24 protein-coding genes are annotated in these 26,880 nt (G+C 71.1%); 9 read left to right on the top strand and 15 right to left on the bottom strand.

Translation table 11 applies throughout. The annotated features are described in order from the left end of the window. Positions 1 to 221: 221 nt before the first annotated feature. Positions 222 to 1,265 (bottom strand): DUF3533 domain-containing protein, encoded by a 1,044-nt coding sequence (locus tag ACIBU0_RS36825; protein WP_398827443.1) that lies wholly within the window; start codon positions 1,263 to 1,265, stop codon positions 222 to 224. Between the two features lie 180 nt (positions 1,266 to 1,445). Between ACIBU0_RS36825 and ACIBU0_RS36820 the strand changes: the two genes are divergently transcribed. Then, on the top strand, positions 1,446 to 4,904 hold the full coding sequence (locus tag ACIBU0_RS36820; protein WP_398827441.1) for a DNA polymerase III subunit alpha: 3,459 nt from the start codon (positions 1,446 to 1,448) through the stop codon (positions 4,902 to 4,904). Next, on the top strand, positions 4,901 to 5,905 hold the full coding sequence (locus tag ACIBU0_RS36815) for a DNA polymerase thumb domain-containing protein (RefSeq protein WP_398827439.1): 1,005 nt from the start codon (positions 4,901 to 4,903) through the stop codon (positions 5,903 to 5,905). Before ACIBU0_RS36820 ends, ACIBU0_RS36815 begins: the two co-directional genes overlap by 4 nt. On the opposite strand, the gene ACIBU0_RS36810 is transcribed toward ACIBU0_RS36815, so the two are convergent. Further along, positions 5,883 to 6,257: a cupin domain-containing protein gene (locus ACIBU0_RS36810; protein WP_398827437.1), complete on the bottom strand. Its 375-nt coding sequence runs from the start codon at positions 6,255 to 6,257 to the stop codon at positions 5,883 to 5,885. The two genes, ACIBU0_RS36815 and ACIBU0_RS36810, sit on opposite strands and share 23 nt — an antisense overlap. Positions 6,258 to 6,352: 95 nt before the next feature. Here ACIBU0_RS36810 and ACIBU0_RS36805 point away from each other — a divergent pair, with 95 nt between their 5' ends. Together ACIBU0_RS36805 and ACIBU0_RS36800 are read left to right on the top strand one after the other, a co-directional pair. Next, complete coding sequence (locus tag ACIBU0_RS36805) at positions 6,353 to 6,796, top strand: MarR family winged helix-turn-helix transcriptional regulator (protein WP_398827435.1); 444 nt, start codon at positions 6,353 to 6,355, stop codon at positions 6,794 to 6,796. 146 nt (positions 6,797 to 6,942) lie between these two features. Beyond that, complete coding sequence (locus ACIBU0_RS36800; RefSeq protein WP_398827433.1) at positions 6,943 to 7,815, top strand: esterase/lipase family protein; 873 nt, start codon at positions 6,943 to 6,945, stop codon at positions 7,813 to 7,815. A gap of 88 nt (positions 7,816 to 7,903) precedes the next feature. Here ACIBU0_RS36800 and ACIBU0_RS36795 read toward each other — a convergent pair whose 3' ends face one another. Continuing rightward, on the bottom strand, positions 7,904 to 8,926 hold the full coding sequence (locus ACIBU0_RS36795; RefSeq protein WP_398827431.1) for a lytic polysaccharide monooxygenase: 1,023 nt from the start codon (positions 8,924 to 8,926) through the stop codon (positions 7,904 to 7,906). Positions 8,927 to 9,068: 142 nt separating this feature from the next. Here ACIBU0_RS36795 and ACIBU0_RS36790 point away from each other — a divergent pair, with 142 nt between their 5' ends. Next, on the top strand, positions 9,069 to 9,515 hold the full coding sequence (locus ACIBU0_RS36790) for a GNAT family N-acetyltransferase (RefSeq protein ID WP_398827429.1): 447 nt from the start codon (positions 9,069 to 9,071) through the stop codon (positions 9,513 to 9,515). A 32-nt stretch (positions 9,516 to 9,547) separates the two neighbouring features. On the opposite strand, the gene ACIBU0_RS36785 is transcribed toward ACIBU0_RS36790, so the two are convergent. Next, on the bottom strand, positions 9,548 to 9,685 hold the full coding sequence (locus tag ACIBU0_RS36785; protein ID WP_398827427.1) for a hypothetical protein: 138 nt from the start codon (positions 9,683 to 9,685) through the stop codon (positions 9,548 to 9,550). A gap of 187 nt (positions 9,686 to 9,872) precedes the next feature. Here ACIBU0_RS36785 and ACIBU0_RS36780 point away from each other — a divergent pair, with 187 nt between their 5' ends. Beyond that, positions 9,873 to 10,481 (top strand): class I SAM-dependent methyltransferase, encoded by a 609-nt coding sequence (locus ACIBU0_RS36780; RefSeq protein WP_398827562.1) that lies wholly within the window; start codon positions 9,873 to 9,875, stop codon positions 10,479 to 10,481. 20 nt (positions 10,482 to 10,501) lie between these two features. Here ACIBU0_RS36780 and ACIBU0_RS36775 read toward each other — a convergent pair whose 3' ends face one another. Together ACIBU0_RS36775 and ACIBU0_RS36770 are read right to left on the bottom strand one after the other, a co-directional pair. Further along, on the bottom strand, positions 10,502 to 11,005 hold the full coding sequence (locus ACIBU0_RS36775; protein WP_398827425.1) for a DUF402 domain-containing protein: 504 nt from the start codon (positions 11,003 to 11,005) through the stop codon (positions 10,502 to 10,504). Further along, a complete protein-coding gene (locus ACIBU0_RS36770; RefSeq protein ID WP_398827423.1) occupies positions 10,986 to 11,915 on the bottom strand; it encodes a GNAT family N-acetyltransferase in 930 nt (309 codons plus the stop codon). The genes ACIBU0_RS36775 and ACIBU0_RS36770 overlap by 20 nt, the downstream gene beginning before the upstream one ends. Before the next feature lie 71 nt (positions 11,916 to 11,986). On the opposite strand from ACIBU0_RS36770, the gene ACIBU0_RS36765 reads away from it, so the two are divergent. Next, positions 11,987 to 12,355 (top strand): GntR family transcriptional regulator, encoded by a 369-nt coding sequence (locus ACIBU0_RS36765; protein WP_398827421.1) that lies wholly within the window; start codon positions 11,987 to 11,989, stop codon positions 12,353 to 12,355. 115 nt (positions 12,356 to 12,470) lie between these two features. On the opposite strand, the gene ACIBU0_RS36760 is transcribed toward ACIBU0_RS36765, so the two are convergent. Further along, positions 12,471 to 13,241, bottom strand: a complete 771-nt coding sequence (locus ACIBU0_RS36760; protein ID WP_398827419.1) for a DUF72 domain-containing protein — start codon at positions 13,239 to 13,241, stop codon at positions 12,471 to 12,473. A gap of 15 nt (positions 13,242 to 13,256) precedes the next feature. Continuing rightward, positions 13,257 to 14,351: a DUF5925 domain-containing protein gene (locus tag ACIBU0_RS36755; RefSeq protein WP_398827417.1), complete on the bottom strand. Its 1,095-nt coding sequence runs from the start codon at positions 14,349 to 14,351 to the stop codon at positions 13,257 to 13,259. A gap of 187 nt (positions 14,352 to 14,538) precedes the next feature. Between ACIBU0_RS36755 and ACIBU0_RS36750 the strand changes: the two genes are divergently transcribed. Further along, positions 14,539 to 15,951 carry a xylan 1,4-beta-xylosidase gene (locus ACIBU0_RS36750; protein WP_398827416.1) on the top strand — a complete coding sequence of 471 codons (1,413 nt, stop codon included), beginning with the start codon at positions 14,539 to 14,541 and terminating at the stop codon, positions 15,949 to 15,951. A 27-nt stretch (positions 15,952 to 15,978) separates the two neighbouring features. Here the strand turns inward: ACIBU0_RS36750 and ACIBU0_RS36745 are convergent, their stop codons facing one another. From ACIBU0_RS36745 to ACIBU0_RS36715, 7 genes are all read right to left on the bottom strand, one after another. After that, positions 15,979 to 19,857, bottom strand: coding sequence for a lipopolysaccharide biosynthesis protein (locus ACIBU0_RS36745; protein WP_398827414.1), 3,879 nt, complete (start codon positions 19,855 to 19,857; stop codon positions 15,979 to 15,981). Further along, on the bottom strand, positions 19,850 to 20,650 hold the full coding sequence (locus ACIBU0_RS36740; RefSeq protein ID WP_398827412.1) for a polysaccharide deacetylase family protein: 801 nt from the start codon (positions 20,648 to 20,650) through the stop codon (positions 19,850 to 19,852). Before ACIBU0_RS36740 ends, ACIBU0_RS36745 begins: the two co-directional genes overlap by 8 nt. Next, positions 20,647 to 21,687 (bottom strand): glycosyltransferase family 2 protein, encoded by a 1,041-nt coding sequence (locus ACIBU0_RS36735; protein ID WP_398827410.1) that lies wholly within the window; start codon positions 21,685 to 21,687, stop codon positions 20,647 to 20,649. Before ACIBU0_RS36735 ends, ACIBU0_RS36740 begins: the two co-directional genes overlap by 4 nt. Next, positions 21,684 to 22,511 carry a glycosyltransferase family 2 protein gene (locus tag ACIBU0_RS36730; RefSeq protein ID WP_398827408.1) on the bottom strand — a complete coding sequence of 276 codons (828 nt, stop codon included), beginning with the start codon at positions 22,509 to 22,511 and terminating at the stop codon, positions 21,684 to 21,686. The genes ACIBU0_RS36735 and ACIBU0_RS36730 overlap by 4 nt, the downstream gene beginning before the upstream one ends. 364 nt (positions 22,512 to 22,875) lie before the next feature. Further along, positions 22,876 to 23,973, bottom strand: coding sequence for a GNAT family N-acetyltransferase (locus ACIBU0_RS36725; RefSeq protein ID WP_398827406.1), 1,098 nt, complete (start codon positions 23,971 to 23,973; stop codon positions 22,876 to 22,878). 1 nt (position 23,974) lies between these two features. Continuing rightward, on the bottom strand, positions 23,975 to 24,412 hold the full coding sequence (locus ACIBU0_RS36720) for a hypothetical protein (protein WP_398827404.1): 438 nt from the start codon (positions 24,410 to 24,412) through the stop codon (positions 23,975 to 23,977). 130 nt (positions 24,413 to 24,542) lie between these two features. Beyond that, on the bottom strand, positions 24,543 to 25,748 hold the full coding sequence (locus ACIBU0_RS36715) for a S8 family peptidase (RefSeq protein WP_398827402.1): 1,206 nt from the start codon (positions 25,746 to 25,748) through the stop codon (positions 24,543 to 24,545). 319 nt (positions 25,749 to 26,067) lie between these two features. Between ACIBU0_RS36715 and ACIBU0_RS36710 the strand changes: the two genes are divergently transcribed. Then, positions 26,068 to 26,877, top strand: coding sequence for an SGNH/GDSL hydrolase family protein (locus tag ACIBU0_RS36710; protein ID WP_398827400.1), 810 nt, complete (start codon positions 26,068 to 26,070; stop codon positions 26,875 to 26,877). The last annotated feature ends 3 nt before the right edge of the window (positions 26,878 to 26,880 follow it).

Raw genomic sequence — 26,880 nt, 5'->3', positions numbered from 1 at the left:
GGGGGGGGGTTCGGGCGGGGGGGGGGGGGGGGGGGGGGGGGGGGGGGCCGGGCCGGGGGGGGGGGGGGGGGGGGGGCCCCGCGCCGGGGGGTGTCCGTCCTCGGTCGGGCGGTTGCCGAGTCTCAAGAGGTGCTGTTTCTTGACGCCCGCCGCTGCGGGCGGACACCCCCGGCGCGTCCCCTTCCGCCGTACGCGACTGCGAGCCGGTGGGGGTGCGCGTGCTACCGCGCCTTCGTCGTCCTGCCCGTTCGCAGCCAGGCCGCCAGGAGTGTGACCGCGACGCCCGCTGCCGCCCACGCCGAGAGGACCAGGAGCGAGGCGGTCATGTCGTTGCCCTTGAAGTAGGCGATCGAGCGGGTTGCCCAGGTGCCGGCGCCCGGGGGCAGGGCTGGGCCGATGTCTCTCCAGAACGGGGGGAGCAGCGGGGGTGGGAGGGCGCCGCCCGCGCTGGGGTTGCCCAGGATGACGATGATCAGGATGACCAGGCCGATGCCGGCCAGGCCGAAGGTGGCCTGGAAGGCCAGGGTGGCCGCGCCCACCGCGAAGATGATCAGGGCGCCGAGGCCCCAGAGGGCGGCGATGCTGCCGGGCAGGGCGTTGAGGATCGGGCCGACGATCAGGGCGCCGCCGAGGCCGCCGGTGATGGCGACCAGGGCCATGGAGATGAGGCGGATCGCCGAGCGTCTCGGGGTGGGGCGGCCGGCGCCCGAGCTGATCGTCATGATCGAGGCGCAGAGGTAGCCGCCCACGCACCAGCCCACGGTCACGTAGAAGGACGAGAGGCCGTTGGCGTCCTGGCGATCGGCCGGGGCCACGTCGAGGGTGCGGAGTGTGCGGGCCTCGGACTTTTCGAGGGTGGTGAGGAGGGTCTCCAGGGTGGTGGCCAGCACCCTTCCGCCTCCGGTGGCGACCAGGAGGGTGTCGGTCGTGGCTGTCGGGTCGATCAGCAGGGCGCCGTCGATGTCGCGGTTCAGGATCTGCTTGCGGGCCGTCGCCGCGTCGGTCACGGCGCGGGCGTCGAGGGGGTCGCCGGGCAGGTTCTTGAGTTTGGTCACCGCTTGCTGGGCGGCTGCTTGGGGGGCCACGACGCCGAAGGGCACGTCCTTGGGTTTCGGGTCGTGCAGTGCTCCTACGTAGGAGGCGATGAAGAGCAGGGCCAGGGCCACCGTGCCGATCACGAGCAGTGTGGCTCGTGGGGTGACGGCGTCCTTCACTTCGGCCAGGAAGGGGTTGCGGGGAGTGTCGGCGCCGGTGGTCTGCGTCATGCCCCCACGGTCCGGGGCGCGGGGTATTTGCGCAGGTGGGAGGCGGCTGAATGGATGTCGTACGAGTGTTCGAGAAAGGGGCCGGACATGGTCTATGGTGGGGGTGGGAGAGTTGGGAACTGATGTTCGAGGATCGGTGTTCGAGGGCCGGTCCCGGGCTCATGAGTGCGGGAGGTGCGTGTGCCAGGGTTCACGCATCTGCACACCGCCTCCGGGTTCTCCTTGAGGTACGGGGCCTCGCATCCGGAGCGGCTGGCCGAGCGTGCCTCCGAGCGGGGCATGGATGCCCTGGCCCTGACGGATCGCGACACGCTCGGGGGTACGGTCCGGTTCGCCAAGGCCTGCGCGGCGGTGGGGGTGCGGCCGTTGTTCGGGGTGGAGCTGGCCGTGGAGGAGTTCGAGCTCTCGGCGGCGGGTGGCTCCGCGCGGCGGCGCGCTCCCGTGCGGGGTGGCGCCTTTGTCGATGAGTCGACGCCTCGGGTCACCTTTCTCGCCCGGGACGGGGCCCGGGGATGGGCCGATCTGTGCCGAATCGTTTCGGCTGCGCATGCCGGTGAGGGGCCGCCGATGCTGCCCCGGGGGGACAACCGGGGAGACGGGCTGATCGTCCTGCTCGGCCCCGCGTCCGATGTCGGGCGTGCGCTCGCCGCCGGTCGTCCCGATCGGGCGGCCAGGCTGCTGGTGCCCTGGCGGGAGATCTACGGCGACTCCCTGCGGCTGGAGGCCGTATGGCACGGGCGGAAGGGGACTGGTCCGGGCTCGCTGCGGCTGGCCGCCCGTACCGTCGGCTTCGCCGCCGAGCAGCGCGTGCGGCCCGTGCTGAGCAACGCCGTCCGGTATGCGGATCCCGGCCTGGGGCCGGTCGCCGATGTGCTGGACGCCGCGCGTCGGCTCGTGCCCATCGACTCCACCAAGGAACTGGACTCCGGTGAGGCCTGGCTCAAGGACGCGGGGGAGATGCGGCGGGTCGCCGAGCGGGTCGTCGAGGCCGCGGGTTTCCGGCGCGACACCGCGTACCGGCTGCTGGAGCAGACCGGGGCGGCGGCCGCCGAGTGTCTCGTCGACCCCGAGGACGACCTCGGTGTCGGCAGCGTCCACTTTCCCGAGCCGTATCTCGTCGGTGCCGGACAGCGCACCGCCCAGCGGGCGCTCGCCTCGCGGGCGGTGGCGGGCATGGTGCTGCGCGGCTATGACGGGCGGCGGGCGTACTGGGAGCGGATGCATCAGGAACTGGACATCATCGCCCACCACGGGTTCGCCTCGTACTTCCTGACGGTTGCTCAGGTGGTGGACGACGTACGGAAGATGGGGATCCGGGTGGCCGCGCGGGGGTCCGGTGCGGGGTCGCTCGTCAATCATCTGCTCGGCATCGCGCACGCCGATCCCGTGGAGCACGGGCTGCTGATGGAGCGCTTCCTGTCCAAGCGGCGGCTGGTTCTGCCCGATATCGATATCGATGTGGAGTCCGCGCGGCGGCTTGAGGTCTATCGCGCGATCATCGACCGGTTCGGGAGGGAGAGGGTCGCGACCGTCTCGATGCCGGAGACCTATCGGGTGCGGCATGCGATCCGGGACGTGGGTGCCGCTCTGTCCATGGATCCGGCTGAGGTGGACCGGATCGCCAAGTCGTTCCCGCACATCCGGGCGCGGGACGCCCGTGCGGCGTTGGACGAGCTGCCCGAGCTGAGGCAACTGGCCGGGGAGCGGGAGAAGTACGGCAAGCTGTGGGAGCTGGCCGAGGCGCTCGACGCCCTTCCGCGGGGCATCGCCATGCATCCGTGCGGGGTGCTCCTCTCCGATGCCTCCCTGCTCTCCCGTACGCCGGTCATGCCGACCAGCGGCGAGGGCCTCCCCATGTCGCAGTTCGACAAGGACGACGTCGAGGACCTCGGGCTGCTCAAGCTGGACGTGCTGGGCGTGCGGATGCAGTCGGCGATGGCACACGCGGTCGCGGAGGTGGAGCGGGTCACGGGGGAGCGGGTCGATCTGGACGCGCTCGACTTCGAGCGGGGGGACGGTGATCCGGCGACGTACCGGCTGATTCGTTCGACGGAGACGCTCGGGTGCTTCCAGATCGAGTCGCCGGGGCAGCGGGATCTGGTCGGGCGGCTTCAGCCGGCCACCTTCCACGATCTGGTCGTGGATATTTCGTTGTTCCGGCCCGGGCCGGTCGCCGCCGACATGGTGCGGCCGTTCATCGAGGCGCGGCACGGGCGGGCGCCCATTCGCTATCCGCACAAGGATCTTGAGGGGCCGCTGCGGGAGACGTACGGCGTCGTCGTCTTCCACGAGCAGATCATCGACATCGTGCACATCATGACCGGCTGTGGGCGGGACGAGGCCGACCGGGTGCGGCGAGGGCTGTCGGATCCCGAGTCGCAGGGGCGGATCCGGGTGTGGTTCGCACAGCACGCGGCGGCCAAGGGGTACGACGCGGAGACGATCCGGCGGACCTGGGAGATCGTCGAGGCCTTCGGGTCGTACGGCTTCTGCAAGGCGCACGCGGTCGCCTTCGCCGTGCCGACCTATCAGTCGGCCTGGCTGAAGGCCCATCATCCGGCCGCCTTCTACGCCGGGTTGCTCACGCACGATCCCGGGATGTATCCGAAGCGGCTGCTGCTGGCGGACGCGCGGCGACGTGGGGTGCCGATCCTGCCGTTGGACGTGAATGTGTCGGGAGTCGCACACCGTATCGAACTGGTGTCTGAATCTGGGCGTTCCGGGGGGACTTGGGGGCTGCGGCTCGCCCTCTCCGACGTGCACGGCATCAGCGAGGCCGAGGCGCAGCGGATCGCGGACGGGCAGCCGTATGCCTCGCTGCTCGACTTCTGGGAGCGGGGCCGTCCGAGTCGGCCGCTCGCCGGGCGGCTCGCGCAGGTCGGCGCGCTGGACGCCTTCGGGGCCAACCGGCGTGATCTGCAACTGCACCTGACCGAGCTGCACCGGGGTGCCAGGGGCGGCGGCGGGGGACAGCTGCCGCTGGCCGGCGGGCGGAAGACGGCCGCGGCCGGGCTGCCCGACCTCAGCTCGGCGGAGCGGCTCAGTGCCGAGCTGGGGGTGCTGTCCATGGATGCCTCGCGCAATCTGATGGACGACCACCGGGCGTTCCTCGACGAGTTGGGCGTCGTCTCGGCGCGGCGGCTGCGGGAGGCGCGGCACGGCGAGACCGTGCTGGTCGCCGGGGCCAAGGCGGCCACCCAGACGCCGCCGATCCGGTCCGGCAAGCGGGTCATCTTCAGCACGCTGGACGACGGGACGGGGCTGGTGGATCTCGCGTTCTTCGACGACTCGCACGACGCGTGTGCCCACACCGTCTTCCACTCCTGGCTGCTGCTGGTGCGGGGCGTGGTGCAGCGGCGCGGGCCGCGCAGCCTGAGCGTGGTGGGCGCCGCCGCCTGGAATCTCGCCGAGCTGATCGAGCTGCGCGCCGAGGGCGGACTGGACGAGGTGGCCGCGCGGCTGGCGGAGCCGGTACCGGTGCCGGGGGCGACGGGGGACGGCGGAGATCCGGCGCGCGGCCGGCGAATCCAAATGCCCACCGGATACGAACTGAACCCGTGGGCCGATCTGCGACCGGCGGGTCAAGAGCCTTCACAGATACGGAAGTTGTGGCACCAGAGTCCGGGGAGTGCGGGATGACCATCCTCTGCGTACGTTTCCAGCTGCCGCCGGCGGACGAGGCGGCCCTGCCGGGGCTGCTCGGACTGCTGGAGGACTTCACGCCGGTCGTCGAGGCGCTGCCGCCCGACGGGGCGCTGGCCGATCTGCGGGGCGCCGAGCGGTACTTCGGGCGGGACGCGGTCGAGCTGGCGTCGGTGATCCGGGTGCGCGCCCTCGCCCGTCACGGGGTCGACTGTGTGATCGGCGCCGGGCCGGGGCCGATGCTGGCCCGTGTCGCGCTGCGGGACGCCCGGCCCGGGGTGACCTGCGCCGTTCCCGAGGAGCCGGACGCCATCGCGGAGTTCCTCGCCGGGAAACCCGTCGCCGCGCTGCCCGGCGTCGGTGCCGCGACCGCCCGCACCCTGGGCGAGTACGGCCTCGACACCCTGGGCCTGGTCGCCGCCGCACCCCTGTCCACGCTCCAGCGGCTGGTCGGCGCGAAGGCCGGCCGTGAGCTGCAGGAGAGGGCGGGCGGCGTCGACCGCGGCCGGGTGGTGCCGAACGCCGTGTCCCGCTCGCTCGCCACCGAACGGCCCTTCACCCGCGACGAGCTGGACCCCGCCCGTCACCACCGCGCCCTGCTCTCCGCCGCCGAGGAACTGGGTGCCCGGCTGCGCGCCCTGGACAAGGTCTGCCGCACCCTGACCCTCACCGTCCGCTACGCCGACCGCTCCTCGACGACCCGCAGCCGTGCGCTGAAGGAGCCGACGGCCCACTCGCCGGCACTGACCAGGGCGGCGTACGGCATGTACGACGCGCTCGGTCTCCAGCGCGCCCGCGTCCGGGCCCTCGCCCTGCGCGCCGAGGGCCTCGACCCCGCCGAGCAGGCCTCTTACCAGCTCACCTTCGACCCGCTCGACGAGAAGGCCCGCCGCATCGAGGAGGTCGCGGACCGCGCGCGAGCGAAGTTCGGGCCGCATGCGGTGATGCCGGGGGCGCTCGCCCGCCGTGCAGAGCTCAGTTGGCCCACGGCGGCGTGATCCGTGTGCCGTCGGCCAGCTCCGCCGTCAGGCCGATGGACGTGGTGACCCAGGTGACCGCCGTCCGGTCGGTCGGGTTCTCGACGGTCAGGGTCGCGCCGGGGTTGATGATCAGGGTGTCGCCGGGTGTGATCCGGTCGGTGCGGTCGTCGAGCGTGATCAGCAGTTCGCCGTCGAGCAGATGGAGGATCTCCTCCCGGTTGACGGTGTGGGCGGGAGCCTTGGTCCCGGCCGGGATCTCACCGCGCCAGGCGCAGAGTTCCTTGCTGCCGGTGAGGGGAGTGGCGTACGAGACGAAGCGGGCGCCGTGGATCTCGTGGGTGACGGCTTCGGATGCGCGGATTACGGGCATGGGGGCCTCCTGTCGGCAGATGGTCAAGCAGCTTGACTATATGAAGCCATAGTCAAGCTGCTTGACCAATCCGTCAAGGGTGTTTCAATGCAGGCGTGCAGAACTCCGAGGCCCTGGCCCTGACCGCCGCCCTGCTCGCCGCCGCGGGCGATCTGACCAAGCGCATCAACGACGGGGTCGTCGCCCGTGGCTTCGAGGTGCGGCCGGCGCACGGATTCGCCTTCAGCCGGCTCGCGCCGGACGGTGCGACGGTGACCGATCTCGCGGCTCACCTGGGGGTCACCAAGCAGGCCGCCAGTCAGCTCGTGGACGAGCTCGTGCGCAAGGGTTACGTCGAGCGACGGCCGCATCCGCGGGATGCGCGTGCTCGCCTGGTCGTGCTGACCGAGCGCGGGTGGGCCTGCACGCGGGCCGCGGAAGAGGCGGCCGCGGAGGTCGTACGCGAGTGGAGCGGGCTGGTCGGGGAGGGTGAAGTCCGCGCGCTGCTCCGCCAGTTGCTGCGTCTCGCGCCCGACGGCCCCCTGCGCCCTTCCTGGTGACTGGTTATCACTGAAAGTTTTTACTGACGCGTAACTTCACACGTCTACTACTCGCCCGTAACTTGACGAGTGAACAGCATCCTCGTGATCCGGATCACAGGGCGTAAGGCAGTCGCACCTCCCTTGAGCCGCAAGGAGATCACCCGATGCTGCCCTGGAAACGAGTGCTCAGACCCCTGGCCGCGCTGCTGCTGACCACCGCGGTCGCCGTCGTCCCCGCCGCCACCACCGCCCAGGCCGCCGAAGCGGCGGCGACCTCGAGCAGTGGCTGGAACGACTACTCCTGCAAGCCGTCCGCCGCCCATCCCCGCCCCGTCGTCCTCGTGCACGGCACGTTCGCGAACTCCGTCGACAACTGGCTCGGACTCGCGCCCTATCTGAAGGGCCGCGGCTACTGCGTCTTCTCCCTCGACTACGGCCAGCTGGCGGGCGTGCCGTTCTTCCACGCCCTCGGCCCCATCGACAAGTCGGCGGAGCAGCTGTCCGCCTATGTCGACAACGTCCTCGCCGCGACCGGCGCCGCCGAGGCCGACCTCGTCGGCCACTCGCAGGGCGGCATGATGCCCCGCTACTACCTCAAGTTCCTCGGCGGTGCCGCGAAGGTGAACGCCCTCGTCGGCATCGCGCCCAACAACCACGGCACCACGCTGTCGGGGCTCACCAACCTGCTGCCGTACTTCCCGGGCGCCGAGGACCTGCTCACCACCGCCACTCCCGCCCTCGCCCAGCAGGTCGTCGGCTCCGAGTTCATGACCAAGCTCAACGCGGGCGGCGACACCGTCCCCGGCGTCCGCTACACGGTCATCGCCACCCGGTACGACGAGGTGGTCACGCCGTACCGGAGCCAGTTCCTGAGCGGGACCGACGTGAAGAACGTCCTGATCCAGGACCTGTGCTCGGTCGACATCTCCGAGCACGCCTTCCTGGGCCTGACCGACCGGATCGCCTTCCACGAGGTGGCCAACGCGCTCGACCCCGCCCACGCCACCCCCACCACCTGCGCGTCCGCGATCGGTTGAGCACGTGAGTGCGTAAGCATGCGAGCGCGGAACACACCGCCGGGGCCTGACCGGCCTGAGCCGCCGGTCAGGCCCCGGAGCTCTGGGATCAGCGGCCGTGACGCGCGCCGCCGGCCGCCCGCCTGCGCACCGACATGAACAGGACCGCCGAGCCCAGCGCCAGGGTCGCCGCACCGCCCATCGCCAGATACGCCGTGCTGCCGTCCCCGCCGGTCTCGGCGAGGTTCTCGCCGGCGCCGGCCGCCTTCGGCCGGTTGGCCGGGGTGGAGGACTGCGCCTCCTCGGCCGCCACCGGCTCCGCCGACGTACTGGCGTCCTGGTCGCCGTGGCCGTGGTGCTCGATGGTCGACTTGTCGGCACCGTCCTCGATCTGCTCCTCGGAGGGCGCGGAAGCGCTCGGGGCCGGCGCGCCGCCGCCGGAGCTGTCGTCGTCGGCGCCGTTCCCGTTCCCGTTCCCGTTCCCGCTCCCGCTTCCGCCGCCGAAGCTGACGTCCGAGCAGGAGTAGAAGGCCTCCGGGCTGTCCGAGCGCTGCCAGACCGCGTACAGCAGCTGCTTGCCGGAGCGCTCGGGCAGGGAGCCGGAGAACGTGTAGAAGCCGCCCGAGGCCGCGGGGTCGGTGGCCGTCGCCACCGGGTGCGCCAGGTCCAGGTCGTCCCAGGCCAGCGGCTTCGTGGGGTCGTACCCCTCCTTGGTGATGTAGACCTTGAAGGTGCCCTTGTGCGGGGCGGTCACGCGGTACTTGAAGGTGTACGACCCGCTGCTCACGTTCGTCGCGGGCCAGTCGGCCCGGGCCAGGTCGAGGCCCTTGAACTCGGCGCTGTTCGCGCTGCACAGCTTGCCGTCCGGGATCAGCTCCTGGTGCCGGCCGGCCGCGTCGCCGATGCGGATGCCGTTCCAGTCGTAGAGGGCCTGCGTACCGCCCGCCGCGACCGCCGCCTTGCACGCGTCGGACTTCGGGCTCTCCGGGCCCTCCGCGTAGCACTGGGAGACCCGGCTGACCGGGTCGCCCATCGCGCCGTGCGCCGCGGCGGGGGCGGTGGCGAGAGCGGTCAGGGCGAGCGGGGTCAGGCCCAGGGCGGCGACGGTGGCGGCCTTGCGGCGTGCGGGCATGGGGGATCTCCTCGGAACCGGAAGCTGGGGTGTGCCGGATCCAAGAAACCGTGAAATCGCCTGTCGCAGGGGGTTCGCGGCGATCTTTAGGGTCGCCTTAAGGGAGTGCTCAGACTGAGATCAGGTAGGTAGCGTGCACGCCATGACGAGCGAGGAGATCCGGCCCGCCACGGCCGCCGACGTCCCGGCCGTGAAGGACGTGACCGACGCGGCCTACACGCACTACATCGAGCGCATCGGGGTGGTCCCCGTGCCCATGGAGGCGGACCACGCGGCGAACGTCGCCGCGGGCAAGGTGTTCGTGACGGGCGATCCCGTGATCGGGCTCGTCGTGCTCGAAACGCACGCGGACCATCTGTTCCTCGACAGCATCGCCGTCCACCCCGACGCACACGGCAAGGGCGTGGGGCGGCGGCTGCTGAACTTCGTGGACGCACGCGCGCGTGCGCTCGGCCTGCCCGAGGTCAGGCTCTACACGAACGCGCTGATGTGGGAGAACCAGAAGATCTACCCGAAGTACGGCTACGAGGTCGTCGAGCGGCGCGTGGACGGCCCGTACGACCGCGTCCACTACCGCAAGCGGCTCTGACGTGAGTGGTTCTGTGCGGGCGGCAGGGCGTCTCAGCCGTCCGGCCACCAGGTTTTCGCGATGTCCTTGCGGACCTCGGGTCGTCCCGAGGGGCGCTCGTCGGCCTCCTCACGGACCCGGCGGGCATCCGACTTCCTCTTCAGGGGCTTCTGCACGGTCGCACGGCGCATGGCTGCCTCCTTCAGGGTCCACCGAGTTCCTCGTTCTTGTGGAGGTAGACCCTTTTGGGGAGAGTTCCTCATCGCCGCTGGTCCTGTCAGTGGCGGCTGTCACGAATCGACTGTCAGTGGCGGGTGTCACTCTTGGCCCATGACGAACGGTGAAGACGCCCTCACAGGGGCGGACATGGGCGGGGACATGGACGGGGACATGGGCTGGGACGCGGACATGGACTGGGACGCGGCGGCCGCCGTCTTCGACGACGAGCCGGACCACGGTCTGCGCGACCCGGCGGTGCGCCGGGCCTGGGCCTCCCGCATGCACTCCTGGCTGCCCCGGCGCCCTTCCGACATCCTCGACCTCGGCTGCGGCACCGGCAGCCTGTCACTCCTCGCGTCCGAGCAGGGCCACCGTGTCACCGGAGTGGACCGGTCCCCGGCGATGGTCGGCCTCGCCCGCGCCAAGCTCGCCGGACGTGACGCCGCTTTCCTGGTCGGTGACGCGGCGGTGCCGCCGGTGGGGGAGGAGCGGTTCGACGTCGTCCTCGTACGGCATGTCCTGTGGGTGCTGCCCGACCCCGAGCGCGTACTGCGGCACTGGGTGGGGCTGCTGCGGCCCGGGGGACGGCTGGTGCTCGTCGAGGGTGTGTGGGGGACGGTCAGCCCCGTCGGCATACCGGCGGACCGGCTCACCGGCCTGCTCGCCCCGATCGCCGGGCACGTGCGCGTGGAGCACTTGTCGGACGACGAGCTGCTGTGGGGGAAGGCCGTGGACGACGAGCGGTATGCCGTGGTGGCGACCGTCTAGCTCAGCGGGGCTCCCGGCCGCTACGTCAGCAAGGACTCCAGACCGCCCTCGACGGTGGCGAACGCCTCCAGCTCGTCCAGGGCCGCCACCGCCGCGGCCGCGGCCGCGGGGTCCGTCTCCGCCAGGCCGCTCTCGGCGAACTCGTCCTCGTCCAGGCGGCGTACGTCCGTGCCGTCGGCGGAGCGCCACAGGTCCAGGTCGAGGTCCTCGACGACCAGCTCGGTGCCGGACCGCGTGGCCGGGCGGGTGATGTCGCAGTACCAGCCCTTGAGGGCGCCGGCGGCATCGCGGACCTCCTTCACGGCGTACCAGCGGTCGCGCCAGTAGTACTCCGTGAAGACATCGCCCGGCTCGAAGCGGACGAAGCCGAAGTCGCGGACGCCGTCGCCGGACCAGGGGGCACGGACGGCGATGCGGGTGCCGTCATCGGTGAGCAGTTCGGCGGGATAACGGATCTTCGTCCGGCCTGCCTTGACGAGCACCACGTCCAACAGGCGTGTCTGATCAGCCGAGTTCGCGGACATACCGCACCTCCGTCGCGCAGATCTCATAGCCGAGCCACTTGTTGATCGCGAGCATGGGGCCGTTGCCGGTGTCGTTGCCCGTGAACGCCTCCGTGCAGCCGGCGGCGCGGGCGCGGCGCAGCGAGTCGTTCTTGACGAGCTTGGCCAGGCCGCGGCCGCGGTGGGCGCGGGCGGTGCCGGTCATCGCCGTCGAGTAGCGGCCCTCGCCGTCGGTGTACGCGACGGTGAAGGCGGCCGGGCGGCCGTCGACCACCGCCACCGTGGTCAGCTCGTGGTTCAGCAGCGGGTGTTTCCAGGTCTCCTCGACCCATGCCTCGTAGTCCGTGAACTCGGTGGCGACATCGCTGGGTTCGTCGAGGACCGTCTCCGCGTCCAGCTCGAAAAGCGGGCGTGGATCGTCGGTGAAGTCGGCGGCCGTGTGCAGTTCCACGCCCGGTGGGACGGCCGGCAGCGGCGGGAGGGCGCCGTTCGCCAGGTCCAGCCGCAGGAAGTGGCCGGAGCGGCCCCTCGTGTAGCCGCGCCGCTCGGCGAAGGCATGGTTGGCGGGCTCGTCGAGGGCCCATGCGAGCAGCTTGGTCGCGCCCTGTGCCGCCAGGTACTCCTCGCCGGCCTTCACCAGGAGCCGGCCGGCGCCGCGGTGGGTCCGGTCCGGGCGCACATAGACGTTCAGGCAGGCCTGGCCCGCCTCCGGGCTGTCATGCACCAGGTGGACCTGCGCAGTGCCGATCACCTCCCCGTCCTCCTCCGCGATCAGCGGACGATAGCGGGCGTCGGGGTGCAGGTGGGTCGCGGTGTGCCGGACCGAGTCCGAGGTGAAGAGGATGTATGGCAGGGCCAGACGGCGGACCCGGGCGAAGCCCTCGGTGTCGGCCGGGACGTCGGGGCGGAGCTCGCGCACGATCACTGTCATGATGAGGCACCGTACGTGGGGGGATGCCGGGGGTGCCTCTCATTTTCCGGCGGCTGCGGGACAATCGGCCTGTGACCTTGAAGATCCATATCGACGACAGTGCGGCGCCGTACGAGCAGGTGCGGGCGCAGATCTCGGAGCAGGCGCGGTCGGGGGTGCTGCCGGTGGGATACCGGCTGCCGACCGTGCGGGGGCTGGCGGAGTCGCTGGGGCTGGCGGCGAACACGGTCGCCAAGGCGTACCGGGCGCTGGAGAGCGACGGGGTGATCGAGACGCGGGGGCGCAACGGCACGTTCGTGGCTGCCGCCGGCTCGGCAGCGGAGCGTCAGTTGGCGTCGGCTGCGCAGGAGTACGTGGAGCGGGCTCGGCGCCTTGGGCTCACGGAGGCTGATGCGTTGACGGCTGTGCGGGATGCCCTGCGGGCGGCTTACGGGGGGTAGGGCGGCGTTGGGGTGATGGGTCGTCGTTCGTCTGCTGCGCCGTTGTGGCTGGTCGCGCAGTTCCCCGCGCCCCTTGGCGGCGCTGCCGAACCCGTCGCCGAATCGCCAGGGCTGCTTAGGCGTGCGCCAGGTGTCTCGGGGTGCGGGTCGGGTGCAGACCCGCTCTCCCCGCTGCCCGCGCGAAGGTCATCGCATCCTCTACTGCCGCCCCCGTCGGGTCGTTGTTGAAGTACGCGTACACGTCCTCCGCGTCCGACCACGTGTCCGCGATGCGGTGGGCCCACGTGTCCAGTGCCTGGCGGCCGTAGTGCGGCCAGGCCTGTGCCCGGCCCTGGTGGAAGCGGACGTACCCCCAGTCGGTGGTCCGCCACAGCGGGGTCACGGGACGGGACTCCACGTCGGCCCAGCACAGGCTCGCACCGCGTGCCTGAAGCACCTCCCGGATCTCCGGCGTCCACCAGCTGTCGTGCCGGGGCTCGACCGCGACCCGCGTACGCGACGGGAAGCACGCCAGGCAGGCATCCAGCAACTGGGTGTCTGCCCGGAGGGTCGGGGGGAGCTGGAGCAGAACCGGGCCCAGGCGGCTGCCCAGTCCCTCCGCGTGGGTCATCAGGCGGTTCACCGGTTCCTCGGGATCCCGTAGCCGCTTGATGTGGGTCAGATAGCGGCTTGCCTTCACCGCGACCACGAAGTCCCCCGGCACCCGGTCCCGCCACGCCTCGAAGTTCTCCCGCGTCGGCAGGCGGTAGAAGGCGTTGTTGATCTCGACCGTGGCGAAGTGCTCGGTGTACTCCTCCAGCCACCGCCGCATGGGCACGTCGGCCGGGTACAGGACGTCCCGCCAGTCCCGGTACTGCCACCCCGACGTCCCGACGAACAGGGTCATGAGTCCATCAAAGCACTACAGGTAAAGCCCCGCGTCCGCCCCGTCCCGCGGCTCCGGCAGCGAGGTCGGGGACGTGCCCCGCTTCAAGGCGTACAGCTCGGCCAGGGTCGCCCCCTCCCGGCCGACGCCCTCGTCGCTGCCCAGCCAGCCCACCGCCTCCCGGCGCGTCAGCGGCCCCACCTCGATCCGGGCCAGGCAGCGGCCGGGCCGGACGACGGCGGGGTGGAGGCGCTCCAGGTCCTCGTTGGTGGTGACGCCGACCAGGACGTTGCGGCCCTGGCCGAGCAGGCCGTCCGTCAGGTTCAGCAACCTCGACAGCGCCTGGCCCGCCGTGTGCTTGGCCTCGCCGCGGATCAGCTCGTCGCAGTCCTCCAGGAGCAGCAGCCGCCAGCGGCCCTTGCCGGACGCGTCCTCCTCGCCGATCGCGATGTCCATCAGGTAGCCGACGTCGCTGAAGAGCCGCTCGGGGTCCAGGACACAGTCCACCTGGCACCAGTCCCGCCAGGAGCGGGCCAGCGTCCGCAGCGCCGATGTCTTGCCGGTGCCGGGCGGGCCGTGCAGCAGGAGCAGGCGGCCGGCGATGTCCTCCGGGGTCGTCTTCATCAGGCGGTCCATCGCGTCCGCCACCGGCGCGGTGTAGTTGGCCCGCACCTCGTCCCAGGTGCCCGCCGAGATCTGCCGGGTCGTGCGGTGCGGGCCGCGCCTGGGGGAGACGTACCAGAAACCCATGGTCACGTTCTCCGGCTGCGGCTCGGGCTCGTCCGCCGCGCCGTCCGTCGCCTCGCCCAGCACCCGCGCCGCCAGTTCCTCGCTGGTCGCCGTCACCGTGACGTCGGCACCCCGGTTCCAGCGGGAGATCAGCAGGGTCCAGCCGTCGCCCTCCGCCAGCGTCGCGCTGCGGTCGTCGTCGCGGGCGGCGCGCAGCACGCGGGCGCCCGGGGGCAGGAGCGTCGCTCCGGACCGTACGCGGTCGATGTTCACCGCGTGCGAGTACGGCTGCTCGCCCGTCGCGAAGCGGCCGAGGAACAGCGCGTCGACGACGTCGGACGGCGAGTCGCTGTCGTCGACGTTGAGCCGGATCGGCAGAGCGTCGTGTGGGTTCGCAGACATGCGGCCATGATCCGGCACGCGGCGCCCCCGTGCACCCGGTTTCCGTGCTGCGTCCCGCCAACGGTTCATGTCGGCGTCGTGTCCGATGCGTCCGCCGTATGCCTTCTGTGCCCCCTCCGTCCTGTTACAGGGCTGTGTAGTGCGAAACCTGCCCGGGTGACTGTCACCCCCGTTACCGTTGTCCTTGATGGGACGTCATGGGTGGAATTCGGGGGCACGGCGGTGGCGGCTCACCGCGCTGCTCGGCGTGGGAGCGGCGATTCTGGCCCTGGTGGTGACCCTCCTCAACACGCTTCCGGGGAACGGCGTGAACACCGACGGCACCTCACGCGACGGCGACAAGGTGCACGGCACGCCCACCGCCACGCCGGACGCGACGAACCCGGACGTCGGCTGGGGGTTCACCCACACCCGGCACAGCGCCGACGAGGGCGCCGCCGCTGCCGTGCGGCGCGTCGAGGGACGGCTCGCGGACGCCGGGGGAATGCCGCAGATCCAGCACATCATGGGCTGGGGCGCGGACAACCCCGAGCCGGTGAAGGGGCGTTACGACTTCGAGGACATGGACCGGCGCATCGACTTCGTCCGCGCCTCCGGCAGTACGCCCGTCGTCACCCTGTGCTGCGCCCCCGACTGGATGAAGGGCGGCAGGGCCGGCGTCGGCAACACCGACTGGAGCCAGGCCGCCCTGGAGACGGCGCCCGAGCCCGAGCACTTCGAGGACTTCGCCGCGCTCGCCGTGACCGTCGCCAAGCGCTACCCGGACGTACGGCACTTCATCGTGTGGAACGAGTTCAAGGGCTTCTGGAACGACGGCGAGGCCCGCTGGGACTACGAGGGCTACACCAGGCTCTACAACCTCGTCCACAAGGCGTTGAAGAAGGTCAACCCGGACATCATGGTCGGCGGACCGTACCTCGTGATGGACAGTGTCGACCCGCGCGCCCACGAGGCGTCGAAGGCTCTCGCCGGCCCCTGGGGCGCCCTCGACCAGCGCACCGTCGACGCCTTCGCGTACTGGAACAGGCACAAGGCCGGCGCGGACTTCGTCGTCGTGGACGGCTCCAGCTACACCCGGGACGACGAGCTCCTGCCCGACGAGTTCGCGGCCACCGACAAGTTCACGGCCGTGAGCCGGTGGGTGCGCGAGCAGACCGGCGATCTGCCCCTGTGGTGGGCCGAGTACTACGTCGAGCCCGCCGACGGCAACGACGAGCGCAAGGGCTGGTCCGAGACCCGCCGGGTGGCCGTCCAGGCCGCCGGGTTGATGGCCCTGGCCAAGGGCGGTGTCTCCGCCGCCTTCTACTGGAACCCGGAGGAGGAGAAGGGCCCCGAATGCGCGGGCTGCCTGTGGACGCCGACCGACACCGCGGGCGGCGGGGAGAAGCTGCCCATGTACGACCTGATCTCCCGGTTCGGCAAGGAGTTCCGGCCGGGGACCGAGTACGCGAAGGTGTCCCTGGACAAGCCCGGTGTCCGGGCCCTGGCCACGGACGAGGTCGCGCTGGTCGTGAACACCCTCGACCGGCGGACCAGCGTGAAGATCGACGGAAGGAAGACCGAGCTGCAGGCCTACGAGGTCAGGTGGCTCGAACGATGAGCCACCCCACCCCGGTCACTTGCTCAGTCACTTGATCGTCAGGAACCGCTGCACCAGCGAAGCCAGCAGCACCGCCAGCAGCGGCAGCGAGAACCAGAAGCTGCTCTGCAGCCACCGCAGCTGCCGCACGCTCGGCGCCATCGCCACCCGGACGACCTCGCGGGCCATCAGCAGCACGATCAGCGCGAGAGCGGCGAGCCCGCCGACCACGGACCACGGCGTCCAGGTCACCTGCGGCCCGATCGGCCCGGGATCGGCCTTCGGGACCTCGCCCGCGGGCTGCTTCTTCAGCGCGTACATCGTCGCGTCGGCGTTGGTGAAGACCTTCTTCAGATCCTGCCGCTTGTCCAGGTTCTGGATCAGGCGGGTCTCCCAGGTCGCCGAATAGCCCACGTCCAGCCGGAGATAGGTGACCTGACCGCGGTTGACCATCAGATACGAGTTCGGACCCGCGTCCTTCAGCGCCTTCACCAGGCCCGACACCAGCACCGGGTCGACCGGCGCCTGCGTCGGCACGTACTCGACCTTCTCCATGTCCCGCGCGCCCCACGGCAGCGCCGGCGTCACGTCGTTGACCGGATCGCCGGTCAGCCACAGCAGCCGCAGGCTCGGGTCGTCGTGGGCGTACACGTAGTCCATGGCGGCGACCTCGCCGGGCCGCACCCGCTCGAACGGCTCGTTGCCCCAGCGGGCCACCAGGAAGCCGCCCATGAGCACCAGGCCCGCCATCAGCGCGGCCAGCGGGGCGAGGCTCACCCGGTCCTTCTCCCGCTCCTCGGCGGTGACGCCGGTACGCGGGAAGAGGGCGAGTCCGGTGAGCAGGGCCGCGCCGGGCAGGGCGAACATGAAGACGCGCAGGGCCATCTCACCGCCGTACGACTGCATGCCGAAGCCCAGGAACGGCACGAAGGTGAGGACGAGCAGCGAGCGCTCCCGGTAGTGGTGGAAGCGCCGGCGCCACCAGCCCCAGCACGCCATGGCCATCACGCTGCCGGCCAGCAGCACGCGCGTGTACAGCACGAGCTTGTGGGTGGAGCTGCCGCCCTCGATCCGGCCGGAGACGGAGGACGACACATTGCCGCCGACGCCGCCGACCCCGCCGAAGAGCTCGTCGAAGTGCCCGGACCAGTACGGCTCGGCCATGAAGCCGATCCACACCGTCACCATGACACCGAACAGGAGGGGCAGGCCGCGCAGTTCGGACTTGCCGATCAGGACGAGCGCCGTCAGCACGCCGAGCATCACGAACGGCGTGAGCTGGTGGGCCGGGACGCTCGCCGCGAACAGCCCGGTCACGACCATCAGCAGCACGGCCCGCTGCCGCCGGTTCGTCGGCTCGACCTCCAGCTCGCCGGGCCGCCACTTCGTCCAGATCACCCGCGGAGCCCGGAACCAGACCAGCAGGACCGCCGCGAAGACGAGGTACAGCAGGTAGGTGAAGCCCTGCGGTGAGAAGTAGTCCTGGCCCACCCAGCCGCTGAGCACGAACACCCAGATGCCGGTCCACTTGGCGCGCCAGCTCGCCCGCATCGAGCGCACGAGCAGGAACATCGGGACCAGGTAGAGGAGTTGCATGGTCAGCGGCCACCAGCGGATGACCTCGGTGAGGTCGGTGACCCCGCAGGCCTTCGCGACGAACGCGGTCACCGCGAAGAAGCCCGGCCAGCTCCAGCGCGCGTCCAGGTCGGGCACGGCGGACCCGGTGCGGTCGATGTGGTCGAGGAAGCCGAGGTGCTGCCAGGCCGTCGCGAACCGTGGCTCGGTCTCGATCAGCGCGGGCAGGGAGTGCAGCGACACGACCGTGGCGAGCAGGGTGACCAGCAGCAACGCCCGGTGCTCGCGGCCCAGCCACAGCAGGGAGGCGAACACCACCGCCAGCAGCGCGGCCCCGGCCAGCGTGGCCGTCGGCAGCACCGAGATCAGCCCGAGGCCGCCCATCCCGTCCAGGTCGGCCTCGCCGAGCCGCAGCGCGGGCACCCAGTAGAGCAGCAGCGCCGCGGCCAGCAGACAGCCGAGGACGACCCCGAGGCGGGTGGGCAGCAGGCGCTCGCGCCAGGTGAGCGACGGCGCTTCGGGCTGTCGTACGGCCTCGTCGGGCATGGGCGGCTCTTTCCGCACGGCCGCCTCTTCCCGTACGACAGCCCGCTCCCGTGCGACAGCCTCCTCCCGTACGGCGGTTTCCTCCTCGGGCCCCTCCGGGGCGGCGGCCTCCGCGCCCTTGCCGGCGTCGAAGCGCTCCTCGAACGGCGCGTCCACGTCGGCGGGCCCCAGCGAGGCGTCCGAGCCGGGCTCGCGGTCCTGGACCGGCAGCCCGAGATCCGCTGTGCGGGCCCAGGTCGGCCGGTGTTCGGGACGTACCCGCGGCGTGCCCGTGGGCGGTGTGCCCGGGCCCGGGCGGACGTCGGGCCGGCGTTCCAGGTGGTCGAAGTCGACGTGGATGCCGAGGGCGAGCGTGTCGGTGTCGAGCGCCCAGCCGGGCATGCGTCCCCGCGCCCCCTCGGGCACCTCGCGCGCCCCCAGGTCGGCGAGGTCACCGTCGGGGGCCGCGTCCTCGGGCACCTCGGACGATGTCGCCCGCGCGGTCCGGTACAGCTTGGGCGCGGCGATCGCGACGATCACCGTGAGGGCGGCGATCTCGGCGACGCCGGCACCGGTCAGGCCCATGCGGGGGAGCAGCAGCAGGGTCAGGCCGAGCACCAGGGCGCACAGCAGGCCCTGCAGCCAGGCTAGTCCGGCGGTGCGGCTCTGGGCGCGCAGGACCGCGAAGTACGTCTCCATCACGACCCGCAGCAGCGCGCCGACGGCGAACCAGCGCAGCAGCGGGGTCGCCGCGTCCGCGTAGCCCTGGCCGAAGACGCCGAGGATCCACGGCGCCCCGAAGAACAGGACCGCGCAGACCGGCACCATGATCCGCGCCATGCGCCTCAGCGCGGCCCGGGTGTTGGCGGCCAGCCGTCCGGGGGCGTGCGAGCCCTCGACGGTGAGGGAGGCGCCCATGTTGATGGCGAGCAGATTGACGGTGCCGCCGATCGTCGCCGTGATGTAGAAGTACGCGTTGTCCTCGGCGGAGACCTGCGCGGCCACGATCACCGGGATGAGATAGACCACCGCGAGCGAGAACAGCGAGCCGGTGTAGTCGCCCGCCAGGAACCTGCCGATCTCCTTCAGGGACGGCGGGCGGGCATGCTCCTCGGTCGCCTCCTCATGGCGCGGCACCAGGCGCCGGAACACCAGCCAGCCCAGCGGCAGCACCGACACCGCGATCGCCGCGACCCACGACACGAAGACACCGGCGACGGGGATCGCCACCGCGAAGGCCATCAGCAGACCCAGTTTCACCGCGGAGAACACGGTGTTGCCGACCGGCACCCAGACCGCGCTGCGCAGCCCGGTCAGCACGCCGTCCTGCAGTGTGAGCAGGTTCCAGGCGATGACGGCCACGACGAAGAAGAGCCCGGCGGCCGCCCCGTCCAGGAACCGGTACGACGGCCCCCACAGGTCCAGCGTCAGCAGGAAGACGGCCGCGGCCACCGCCACGACCAGGCAACTCCCGGCGTACGTCTGGAAGATCAGCCGCCCGGTCCTGCGGCCCGCCACCGGGATGAAGCGGGCCAGCGCGCCCGTCAGCGTCACCGCCGTCAGGCCCGCGAGGAACTTCATCGCGGCGATCGCGGCGGACCCCTGGCCGACCGCGGACTCGGAGTAGTAGCGGGCGGCGGCCAGCCAGAAGCCGAGCCCCAGCACGGCGGAGATGCCGGTGTTGATCATCAGGGCGTAGGCGTTGCGGAACAGCTGACTGCCCCCGGAGGGCCTGCCCATGCCGGGCAGGCGAAGCCGGCGCCCCGACTGCTCGGGCGCCTGGGTGTCGGGCGAGGCGGGCTCGGTCGTGGTCGTCGTGTCAGACACGGGAACGGATGGCCTTCCGGCGAACCTGTCGTGCTCTGCGGACCAGGGCGTACCCCTTGGTGAGGGCGCGGTCCCGGGCGAAGGTGCGGGCGATCGCACGGCCCTCGACCAGCCGCCCGAACTCCTCGATGCCAGTGGTGCGACGCACGGTCAGGCGAGTGAGGGCATACGGGCCCTGCCGCCGCCGTCCGAGACGGTTGTTGACGGCGAGTGCCTGGGCGTACCCGGTCTCGCGCACCGCCTCGCGCACCCGGCGGCTGGAGTAGCCGTACGGGTAGGCGAACGATTCCGGGACGGTGCCGAGCCGGTCCGAGATGATCTCCTTGCACAGGATCAGCTCGGAGCGCAGCCGGTCGTCCGGGAGCTGGTCCAGTTGCGGATGGGTGTGGCTGTGGCCGCCGATCTCGACGTCCGCCTCCGCGAGTTCGCGGACCTGGTCCCAGTCGAGCATGGTGTCCAGGCCGCCGCCCATGTCGTGCGGGCCCTTCAGCCAGCCCGTGGAGACGAACACCGTGGCGGGGAAGCCGTGCTTGGCCAGCACGGGCAGAGCGTGCCGGTGCACGCCCTCGTAGCCGTCGTCGAAGGTGATCAGCACCGGCCGCTCGGGCAGCGGTCTGCCGGAGCGCCAGCGCGCCGCGAGATCGGCGGTGCGGACCGGAGTCAGGCCCAGGTCGCCGATCAGCGCCATCTGCTCGGCGAACGCCTCCGGCGCCACCGACAGTTCGCGGGTGGCGTCGTTCGGCGAGGTGGACACGGCGTGGTACATGAGAATGGGCACGCGCCCGTCGGTCATCTGCTTCCCCCCTCGATGCCCGTTTCCCCCTCGATGCCCGGGTCCCCTTCGATGCCCGGGTCCCTTTCGAGCCCCGCCACCGAGTACCTGGCGCCGCCCCGGCGCGCCCGGACACTCCCCACCACGTACCCACCGGCCGCCGTCAGCACCCCCGCGACGATCGCGCCCGCCCGCCCCGCACCGCCCGGGCGGGCCAGCAGGGCGTCCCGCAGCCCGCGCGCCACTCCGGCCGGCAGGACCCGGGTGGTGTACCGGCGCTCCGACTCAAGCCCCTTGTCAGCACCGACACTTCGGGCCACCAGCGCCTTCGACAGGCCCTCGGCGTAGGTCCGCGTACGGAAGTACCCGAAGTGCTCGCGCACCTCGGGCACCCGGTGGTGGATCACCGCACGGTCGTCGATCAGCAGCACCGCGTCCGGCCTGGCCCGGGTGAGCCGGATGCACAGCTCCGTCTCCTCGCAGCCCAGCGGCAGCCGGTCGCCGTCGCGTCCGATGCCGGTGGCGAAACCGCCCGCGAAGTCGAACGCCGTACGCCGGAAGGAGGCGTTGCCGCCGAGGACGTTGCGCACCTTCACCCGGCCGCGCGGCAGGCCCCGGTAGGTGCAGCCGACGACCCAGTCGAACTCCTCCGGGAACCAGGCCGGCCGCCTCCCCGACGCCCAGACCGGCTCCGTGCGCCCGCCCACGGCCATGACGCGCGGGTCGGTGTACCCCGCGGCGAAGTGCCGCAGCCAGTCGCGCTCGGCCACGGCGTCGTCGTCGAGGAACGCGACCACCTCGCCGTACGAGGCGGCGATGCCGGTGTTGCGGCCGGCGGACAGGCCACGGGGGCCCGCGTTGGCGAGCACCCGCACATCGGTCGCTTCCTTGTACTCCTTGGTCAGCCGGTCCAGGAGCGCCTCGTTGTGGTCGACGACCAGCAGCGTCTCCAGGGCCGGATACGCCTGCGCCCGCACCGAGGAGACGGCCGCGAGGATGTCCTCCCAGCGGTCCTCGGTGTACACGCAGATCACGACGGAGATGTCGGGACCGCTCAAGACGCCTCTCCCCGAACCGATTCGAGCACCGGCGAGTGCGCCTCGGCGCTGCGGCGGCGCAGCGCACGCCGGTTCGAGCGCTCCTTCAGGATGACCTTGAGCACCCTCAGCCCGTCCCGCACGGCCCGCAGATTGCTCGTGCCGTGGATGCGCAGGTACTCGTGGCTGGGTATCTCCTGCACCTTCAGCCCCGCCTTGACGACCCGGATGTTCATCAGGGTCTCCACCTCGAAGCCGGTGCAGTCGAGGTCGATCTTGTCCAGGCAGTGCCGCCAGAACGCGTTGTAGCCGTAGCAGAGATCGGTGTAGCGGGCGCCGAACTTGCGGTTGACGGCCGTGCACAGCGCCCAGTTGCCCAGCTTGCGGATGAAGGTCATGTCGTCCGTGCCGCCGCCGTTGGCGAAGCGGGACCCCTTGGCGAAGTCCGCGCCCGAGACGAGGGCGGAGACATACGAGAGGATCTCGTTGCCGTCGGCCGAGCCGTCCGCGTCGACCATCACGATGATGTCGCCGGTGGCCGCCTCGAACCCGGTGTTCAGGGCATCCCCCTTGCCCTTGCCGCGCTGGCGCACCACCTTCACGTCCGGCCACAGCTCACGGGCCACTTCGACGGTGTTGTCGGTGGAGTTGCCGTCCACCAGGACCACTTCGTGTATCCAGTCCGGAAGCGTCTTGAACACGTACGGCAGATTCTCCGCCTCGTTCATGGCCGGGATCACCACGCTCACCGGCGGCGCGATGGCCAGATGGGTGGAGACAGGGCGGTACTTGCCGGCTGTTGACAGATCGTGGTCTGCAACCGCCGGGCGCAGAACAGAGCTCATGAGTCTGGTCCCTCTCGTCCGGTGGACCGCCCGCCCCTGGGCGGCCCGGCTCTTGGTCCGGTTCGAAAGGGGGGTTCTCACTCACGGCACGGATGACTGTCTTTCCGTGGACGTGCAGTGAGCTGGCAGATCTGGCCGACCGCCGCCGAAACGGCAGCCGGTCGCGCGGCACGACTCGGTCACACATGCGGACACGGTCACCGAGCACCCCCCTACCGCGCCCCGCGCCGGGACTGTCGCGGTCTGAGCCCTCCCCGAGCCGCATGCTGACAGTCCGATGCGAGTGAGATGTACGACGGTATTGATGATTGAGACTGTATGGCAAGAGCTGGAACGAGCCCTCACGTTTTTGATGGTTTGACCGTTACGGACGTCCTGAGCGGATCTTCCCCATGTGCTTGAGGAGCCGGTCCGCCGGTTCGAACAGCTCCGGCCGTGACTGCACGGTGTTGCGCAGCGCCCGGACCGGGGCACGGCGTGCCCGGTGTCCGAACGCGACCGGGTGACGCCGGGTCACCCACCCCTCCGACACCGTCAACTCGCGTGTCTTCAGGGAGTCCTTGTACTCCTTCTGGCCCCGCCCGAGATCCAGATAGGCGATGCCGTCGGCGGCGGCCGCCTCGGCCATGCGCAGATGCAGCACCAGCCCCGGCGAGTACTTCGCGAACGCCGGGTCGTAGGCCGGGAACCAGCACGCCAGCACCCGCTCGGTACGCAACCCGAAGTGCGCCGCGACCGGCTTGTCGTCCGCGTACAGCACCGACAGGATCCCCGCGAACGGCTCGGAGCGGGTGTGGAAGAGCTGCTCCACGAGCCGGGTGATCCACTCGTGCGCGAACCGGTCGCTGCGCCCGGTCCTGCGGTACTGCGCCGACTTCCAGGCCATCAGTGTGTGCAGGGCGGCCGGGTCACGCTCGTCGTGCACATACCGCACGCCGTCGTGGTCCCGGCCCAGCTTGCGCTCCTTGGCGAGCGTCGTCCGCGTGAACTTCGGTGACTGCTCGCGCAGTTGGGCCAGATACGCCTCGTAGCCCTGGTCGACGTCCATGACCGGGGACGAGTAGGTGCCGGTCGCCTCCGCCGCGAACGCCGCCTGGCCCTCCACCAGGTGGTCGAACTCCCAGACGGCCAGCCCGCACGCCTTCAGCAGCTCCCGGGCGTCCCAGGTGAAACCCGGCCGGTGCACCAGTCCCTGGGCGTCCGAGACGCCGAGGCCGATGGCCCGGCCGACACCGGCCGCCGTCCTCTGGAACGGGAAGAACGCGGCGGGCTCCCCGCCCTCCCGTACGACCGCGATCCGCACCCCGCGCCGACAGCGGCCGACCGCGAGGGCGAACTCGGGCGACAGGAAGGGGTTGCCCAGCTCGGGCGAACCCTGCAGATGGGCCTTGGACTGCATCGATGTCCACGCTGCCCGGTCGGCGGAGCCGAGCTCGCCGGGGCGGTACACGCTGATGTCCACGTCAGTCAGTCCGCCTTCGCGTCGTACGGCCGCGCAGCCGCCGTGCCAGGACCAGAAGGAGCATGAGGGCGCTGATCGCGGTCACCGCCACGATCCCGCCGCGTACCGACCAGCGGTGCACGGCCAGCATGCCCTGGGTCACCAGCATGTTGACGACGACCGCGCCCGCAACCGCGGCGACGGCACGGCCGAAGGGATCCAGCCCGCGCAGCGCGGCGGCGATCGCCGTGGCCGGCGCCGCGAGCAGGAAGAACAGGGTGAAGGGGCCGCGCAGTGGCGAGCCCGAGTCGACGAGCGCGAGGATCGCGCCGATTCCCCCCACAGCCGTCGCGGCACCCGCGAGCAGCGGCGTCAGGTCCCTCCCCGGCCCTGGTCGCGCCCGCTCGGTGTCCTCGGCCTCGGCTCTGGATGAAGCTGTCTTGATACGTAAGGTCTGCATTGGCGACTTTGCCCCCCGAAGCGCCGGATGCCGGGCTTCAATGTGGCTCAGTTCCGCGCCGGCCGTCAAGACGTTCCCCGGAGGCGGCGGGGCCCCCGGGGAACGGTTGCTCAGGTGGTGCGGGAGCGTCTTACGACACGAGCTTCAGCAGCCGGTTGGGCGAGCCGGAGCCGGGGCTGGTGACCACGTTCGGGGTGGCTCCGGCGGTCAGGGCCGAGGCGACCTGGGCCGGGGTGGACGAGGTGTGGCCCGCCAGGTAGACCGCGGCCGCGCCCGCGACGTGCGGGGTCGCCATCGACGTGCCGGAGATGGTGTTGGTCGCGGTGTCGCTGGTGTTCCAGCCCGCCGTGATGGAGGAGCCGGGCGCGAAGATGTCCAGCACCGAGCCGTAGTTCGAGTAGCTGGCCCGCGCGTCCGAGCTGGTGGTGGCGCCGACAGTGATCGCCTCGGTGACCCGGGCCGGCGAGGTCGAGGAGGCGTTGGTGCTGCTGTTTCCGGCCGCGATCGCGTAGGTCACGCCGCTGGCGATGGAGTTGCGCACGGCCGTGTCCAGGGCGGTGGAAGCCCCGCCGCCCAGCGACATGTTGGCGACCGAGGGACCGGAGTGGTTGTTGGTCACCCAGTCGATGCCCGCGACCACGCCCGCCGTGGTGCCCGAGCCGCTGTTGTCCAGCACCCGGACCGCCACGATCTTCGCCTTCTTGGCGACGCCGTAGGTCGTGCCCGCGATCGTCGTGGCCACATGAGTGCCGTGGCCGTTGCCGTCGGAGGCGGTGGTGTCGCCGTCGACGGCGTCGTAGCCGTAGGAGGCCCGACCGCTGATCTGCTGGTGCGTGATGCGGACTCCGGTGTCGATGACGTACACCGTCACGCCGCTGCCCGCGCTGTCCGGGTAGGTGTAGGTGCCCGACAGCGGGAGCGAGGTCTGGTCGATGCGGTCCAGGCCCCAGGGGGCGTTGGACTGCGTGGCGTCCATCTGAACGCGCTGGTTCTGCTCGACCGAGGCCACGGCCGGGTCGGCCGCGAGTCTCCTGGCCTCGGCCGCGGAGAGGGTCGCGGTGTAGCCGTTGAGCGCCTTGGTGAACGTCTTCTTCACCGTGCCGCCGTACTCCTCGACCAGGTCCTTGCCGGCGGCCGAGGAGGCCTTGAGGCCCGTGCTCTTCTTGAGCGTGACGATGTAGCTGTCCTTGACCGCCGTGGGGGATCCGGCGGCCAGGACGGTGCCCTCGGCCGGGGCGGCCTGGGCGGGGAGAGCAGTGAGTCCGCCGACGAGGGCGGCGGTCGCCAGGCTGGTTATCGCGGCGAACCGGACCTTCTTGCTACGCAGTTGTGCCATTACGAGGTGGTCCTCCTCAAGGCGGCGCGCATACGGGTGGGATGCGCGCGATGTGGGGGGTGCGCGCGTGATCGCGGGCACGGCCTCGGAACGTCGCGTTCCCGTTCCAAAGCCGAGGTAAAGGATCTGTGCTACTGCCGTGACCGACAAGGGAGTTGACGACCTGTCAACGACTCTGTCATGAACACGAAATCAAACCCACAGTGAACCGACAGGGTGAGGGTTGCGATGACCTGAAAAGTCTTGGCATGGACACTTCCGGTCAACACGCGTAGTTGGTACGACGGTTATTGCAGTGATCCTGCTATAGGGAGGTTCCATGAGACGTTCCCGACTTTCCGTATACGTCGCCTCGCTCCTCCTCGCCGTCGGCACCGCCCTCACCGGGGCCGTCACCGCACAGGCCTCCGACACCGCCGCCATCGGCGGCTATGTGGCCCTCGGCGACTCGTACTCCTCCGGCCTCGGGGCGGGCAGCTACGACGCCTCCAGCGGCGACTGCTCGCGCAGCACCAAGGCGTACCCGTACCTGTGGGCCGCCGCGAACTCACCCTCGTCGTTCGCCTTCACCGCCTGCGCGGGCGCCCGTACGAGTGATGTCACGGCCAGTCAGCTCGGCCCGCTGAACTCCTCCACCGCCCTCGTCTCGATCACGATCGGCGGCAACGACGCGGGCTTCTCCGACATCATGACGACCTGTGTCCTGCAGTCCGACAGCGCCTGCGTCTCCCGGATCAACACCGCGAAGGCCTACGTCGACTCGACCCTGCCCGGCAGGCTCGACACCGTGTACTCCGCCATCCGCGCCAAGGCTCCGTCCGCCCATGTGGTCGTGCTCGGCTACCCCCGGTTCTACAAGCTGGGCGTGACCGGGTGCCTCGGCCTGTCCGAGACCAAGCGGAGGGCGCTCAACGGCGCGGCCGACTACATCGACGCCGCGACCGAGAAGCGCGCCGTCGACCACGGCTTCACCTTCGGTGACGTACGACCCACCTTCACCGGGCACGAACTCTGCTCCGGCAGCTCGTGGATGCACTCCGTCAACTGGCTCAACATCCCGGAGTCGTACCACCCGACGGCGGCGGGCCAGTCGGGCGGTTACCTGCCGGTGCTGAACGCCGCGGCCTGAACC

Source organism: Streptomyces sp. NPDC049627, assembly GCF_044465645.1.
Taxonomy (GTDB): domain Bacteria; phylum Actinomycetota; class Actinomycetes; order Streptomycetales; family Streptomycetaceae; genus Streptomyces.
Note: the sequence above shows the minus strand (reverse complement) of the source record. Positions and strands in the feature narration are given on the sequence as shown.

What these genes read in the sequence shown, in the direction of transcription:
- ACIBU0_RS36730 (WP_398827408.1), bottom strand. Translation starts at nt 22,511, where the DNA reads ATGAGCTCTGTTCTGCGCCCGGCGGTTGCAGACCACGATCTGTCAACA.
- ACIBU0_RS36775 (WP_398827425.1), bottom strand. Translation starts at nt 11,005, where the DNA reads ATGTCCGCGAACTCGGCTGATCAGACACGCCTGTTGGACGTGGTGCTC.
- ACIBU0_RS36715 (WP_398827402.1), bottom strand. Translation starts at nt 25,748, where the DNA reads ATGGCACAACTGCGTAGCAAGAAGGTCCGGTTCGCCGCGATAACCAGC.
- ACIBU0_RS36710 (WP_398827400.1), top strand. Translation starts at nt 26,068, where the DNA reads ATGAGACGTTCCCGACTTTCCGTATACGTCGCCTCGCTCCTCCTCGCC.
- ACIBU0_RS36800 (WP_398827433.1), top strand. Translation starts at nt 6,943, where the DNA reads ATGCTGCCCTGGAAACGAGTGCTCAGACCCCTGGCCGCGCTGCTGCTG.
- ACIBU0_RS36825 (WP_398827443.1), bottom strand. Translation starts at nt 1,265, where the DNA reads ATGACGCAGACCACCGGCGCCGACACTCCCCGCAACCCCTTCCTGGCC.
- ACIBU0_RS36790 (WP_398827429.1), top strand. Translation starts at nt 9,069, where the DNA reads ATGACGAGCGAGGAGATCCGGCCCGCCACGGCCGCCGACGTCCCGGCC.
- ACIBU0_RS36740 (WP_398827412.1), bottom strand. Translation starts at nt 20,650, where the DNA reads ATGACCGACGGGCGCGTGCCCATTCTCATGTACCACGCCGTGTCCACC.
- ACIBU0_RS36755 (WP_398827417.1), bottom strand. Translation starts at nt 14,351, where the DNA reads ATGTCTGCGAACCCACACGACGCTCTGCCGATCCGGCTCAACGTCGAC.
- ACIBU0_RS36780 (WP_398827562.1), top strand. Translation starts at nt 9,873, where the DNA reads ATGGACGGGGACATGGGCTGGGACGCGGACATGGACTGGGACGCGGCG.
- ACIBU0_RS36760 (WP_398827419.1), bottom strand. Translation starts at nt 13,241, where the DNA reads ATGACCCTGTTCGTCGGGACGTCGGGGTGGCAGTACCGGGACTGGCGG.
- ACIBU0_RS36785 (WP_398827427.1), bottom strand. Translation starts at nt 9,685, where the DNA reads ATGCGCCGTGCGACCGTGCAGAAGCCCCTGAAGAGGAAGTCGGATGCC.
- ACIBU0_RS36770 (WP_398827423.1), bottom strand. Translation starts at nt 11,915, where the DNA reads ATGACAGTGATCGTGCGCGAGCTCCGCCCCGACGTCCCGGCCGACACC.
- ACIBU0_RS36795 (WP_398827431.1), bottom strand. Translation starts at nt 8,926, where the DNA reads ATGCCCGCACGCCGCAAGGCCGCCACCGTCGCCGCCCTGGGCCTGACC.
- ACIBU0_RS36720 (WP_398827404.1), bottom strand. Translation starts at nt 24,412, where the DNA reads ATGCAGACCTTACGTATCAAGACAGCTTCATCCAGAGCCGAGGCCGAG.
- ACIBU0_RS36815 (WP_398827439.1), top strand. Translation starts at nt 4,901, where the DNA reads ATGACCATCCTCTGCGTACGTTTCCAGCTGCCGCCGGCGGACGAGGCG.
- ACIBU0_RS36750 (WP_398827416.1), top strand. Translation starts at nt 14,539, where the DNA reads ATGGGACGTCATGGGTGGAATTCGGGGGCACGGCGGTGGCGGCTCACC.
- ACIBU0_RS36810 (WP_398827437.1), bottom strand. Translation starts at nt 6,257, where the DNA reads ATGCCCGTAATCCGCGCATCCGAAGCCGTCACCCACGAGATCCACGGC.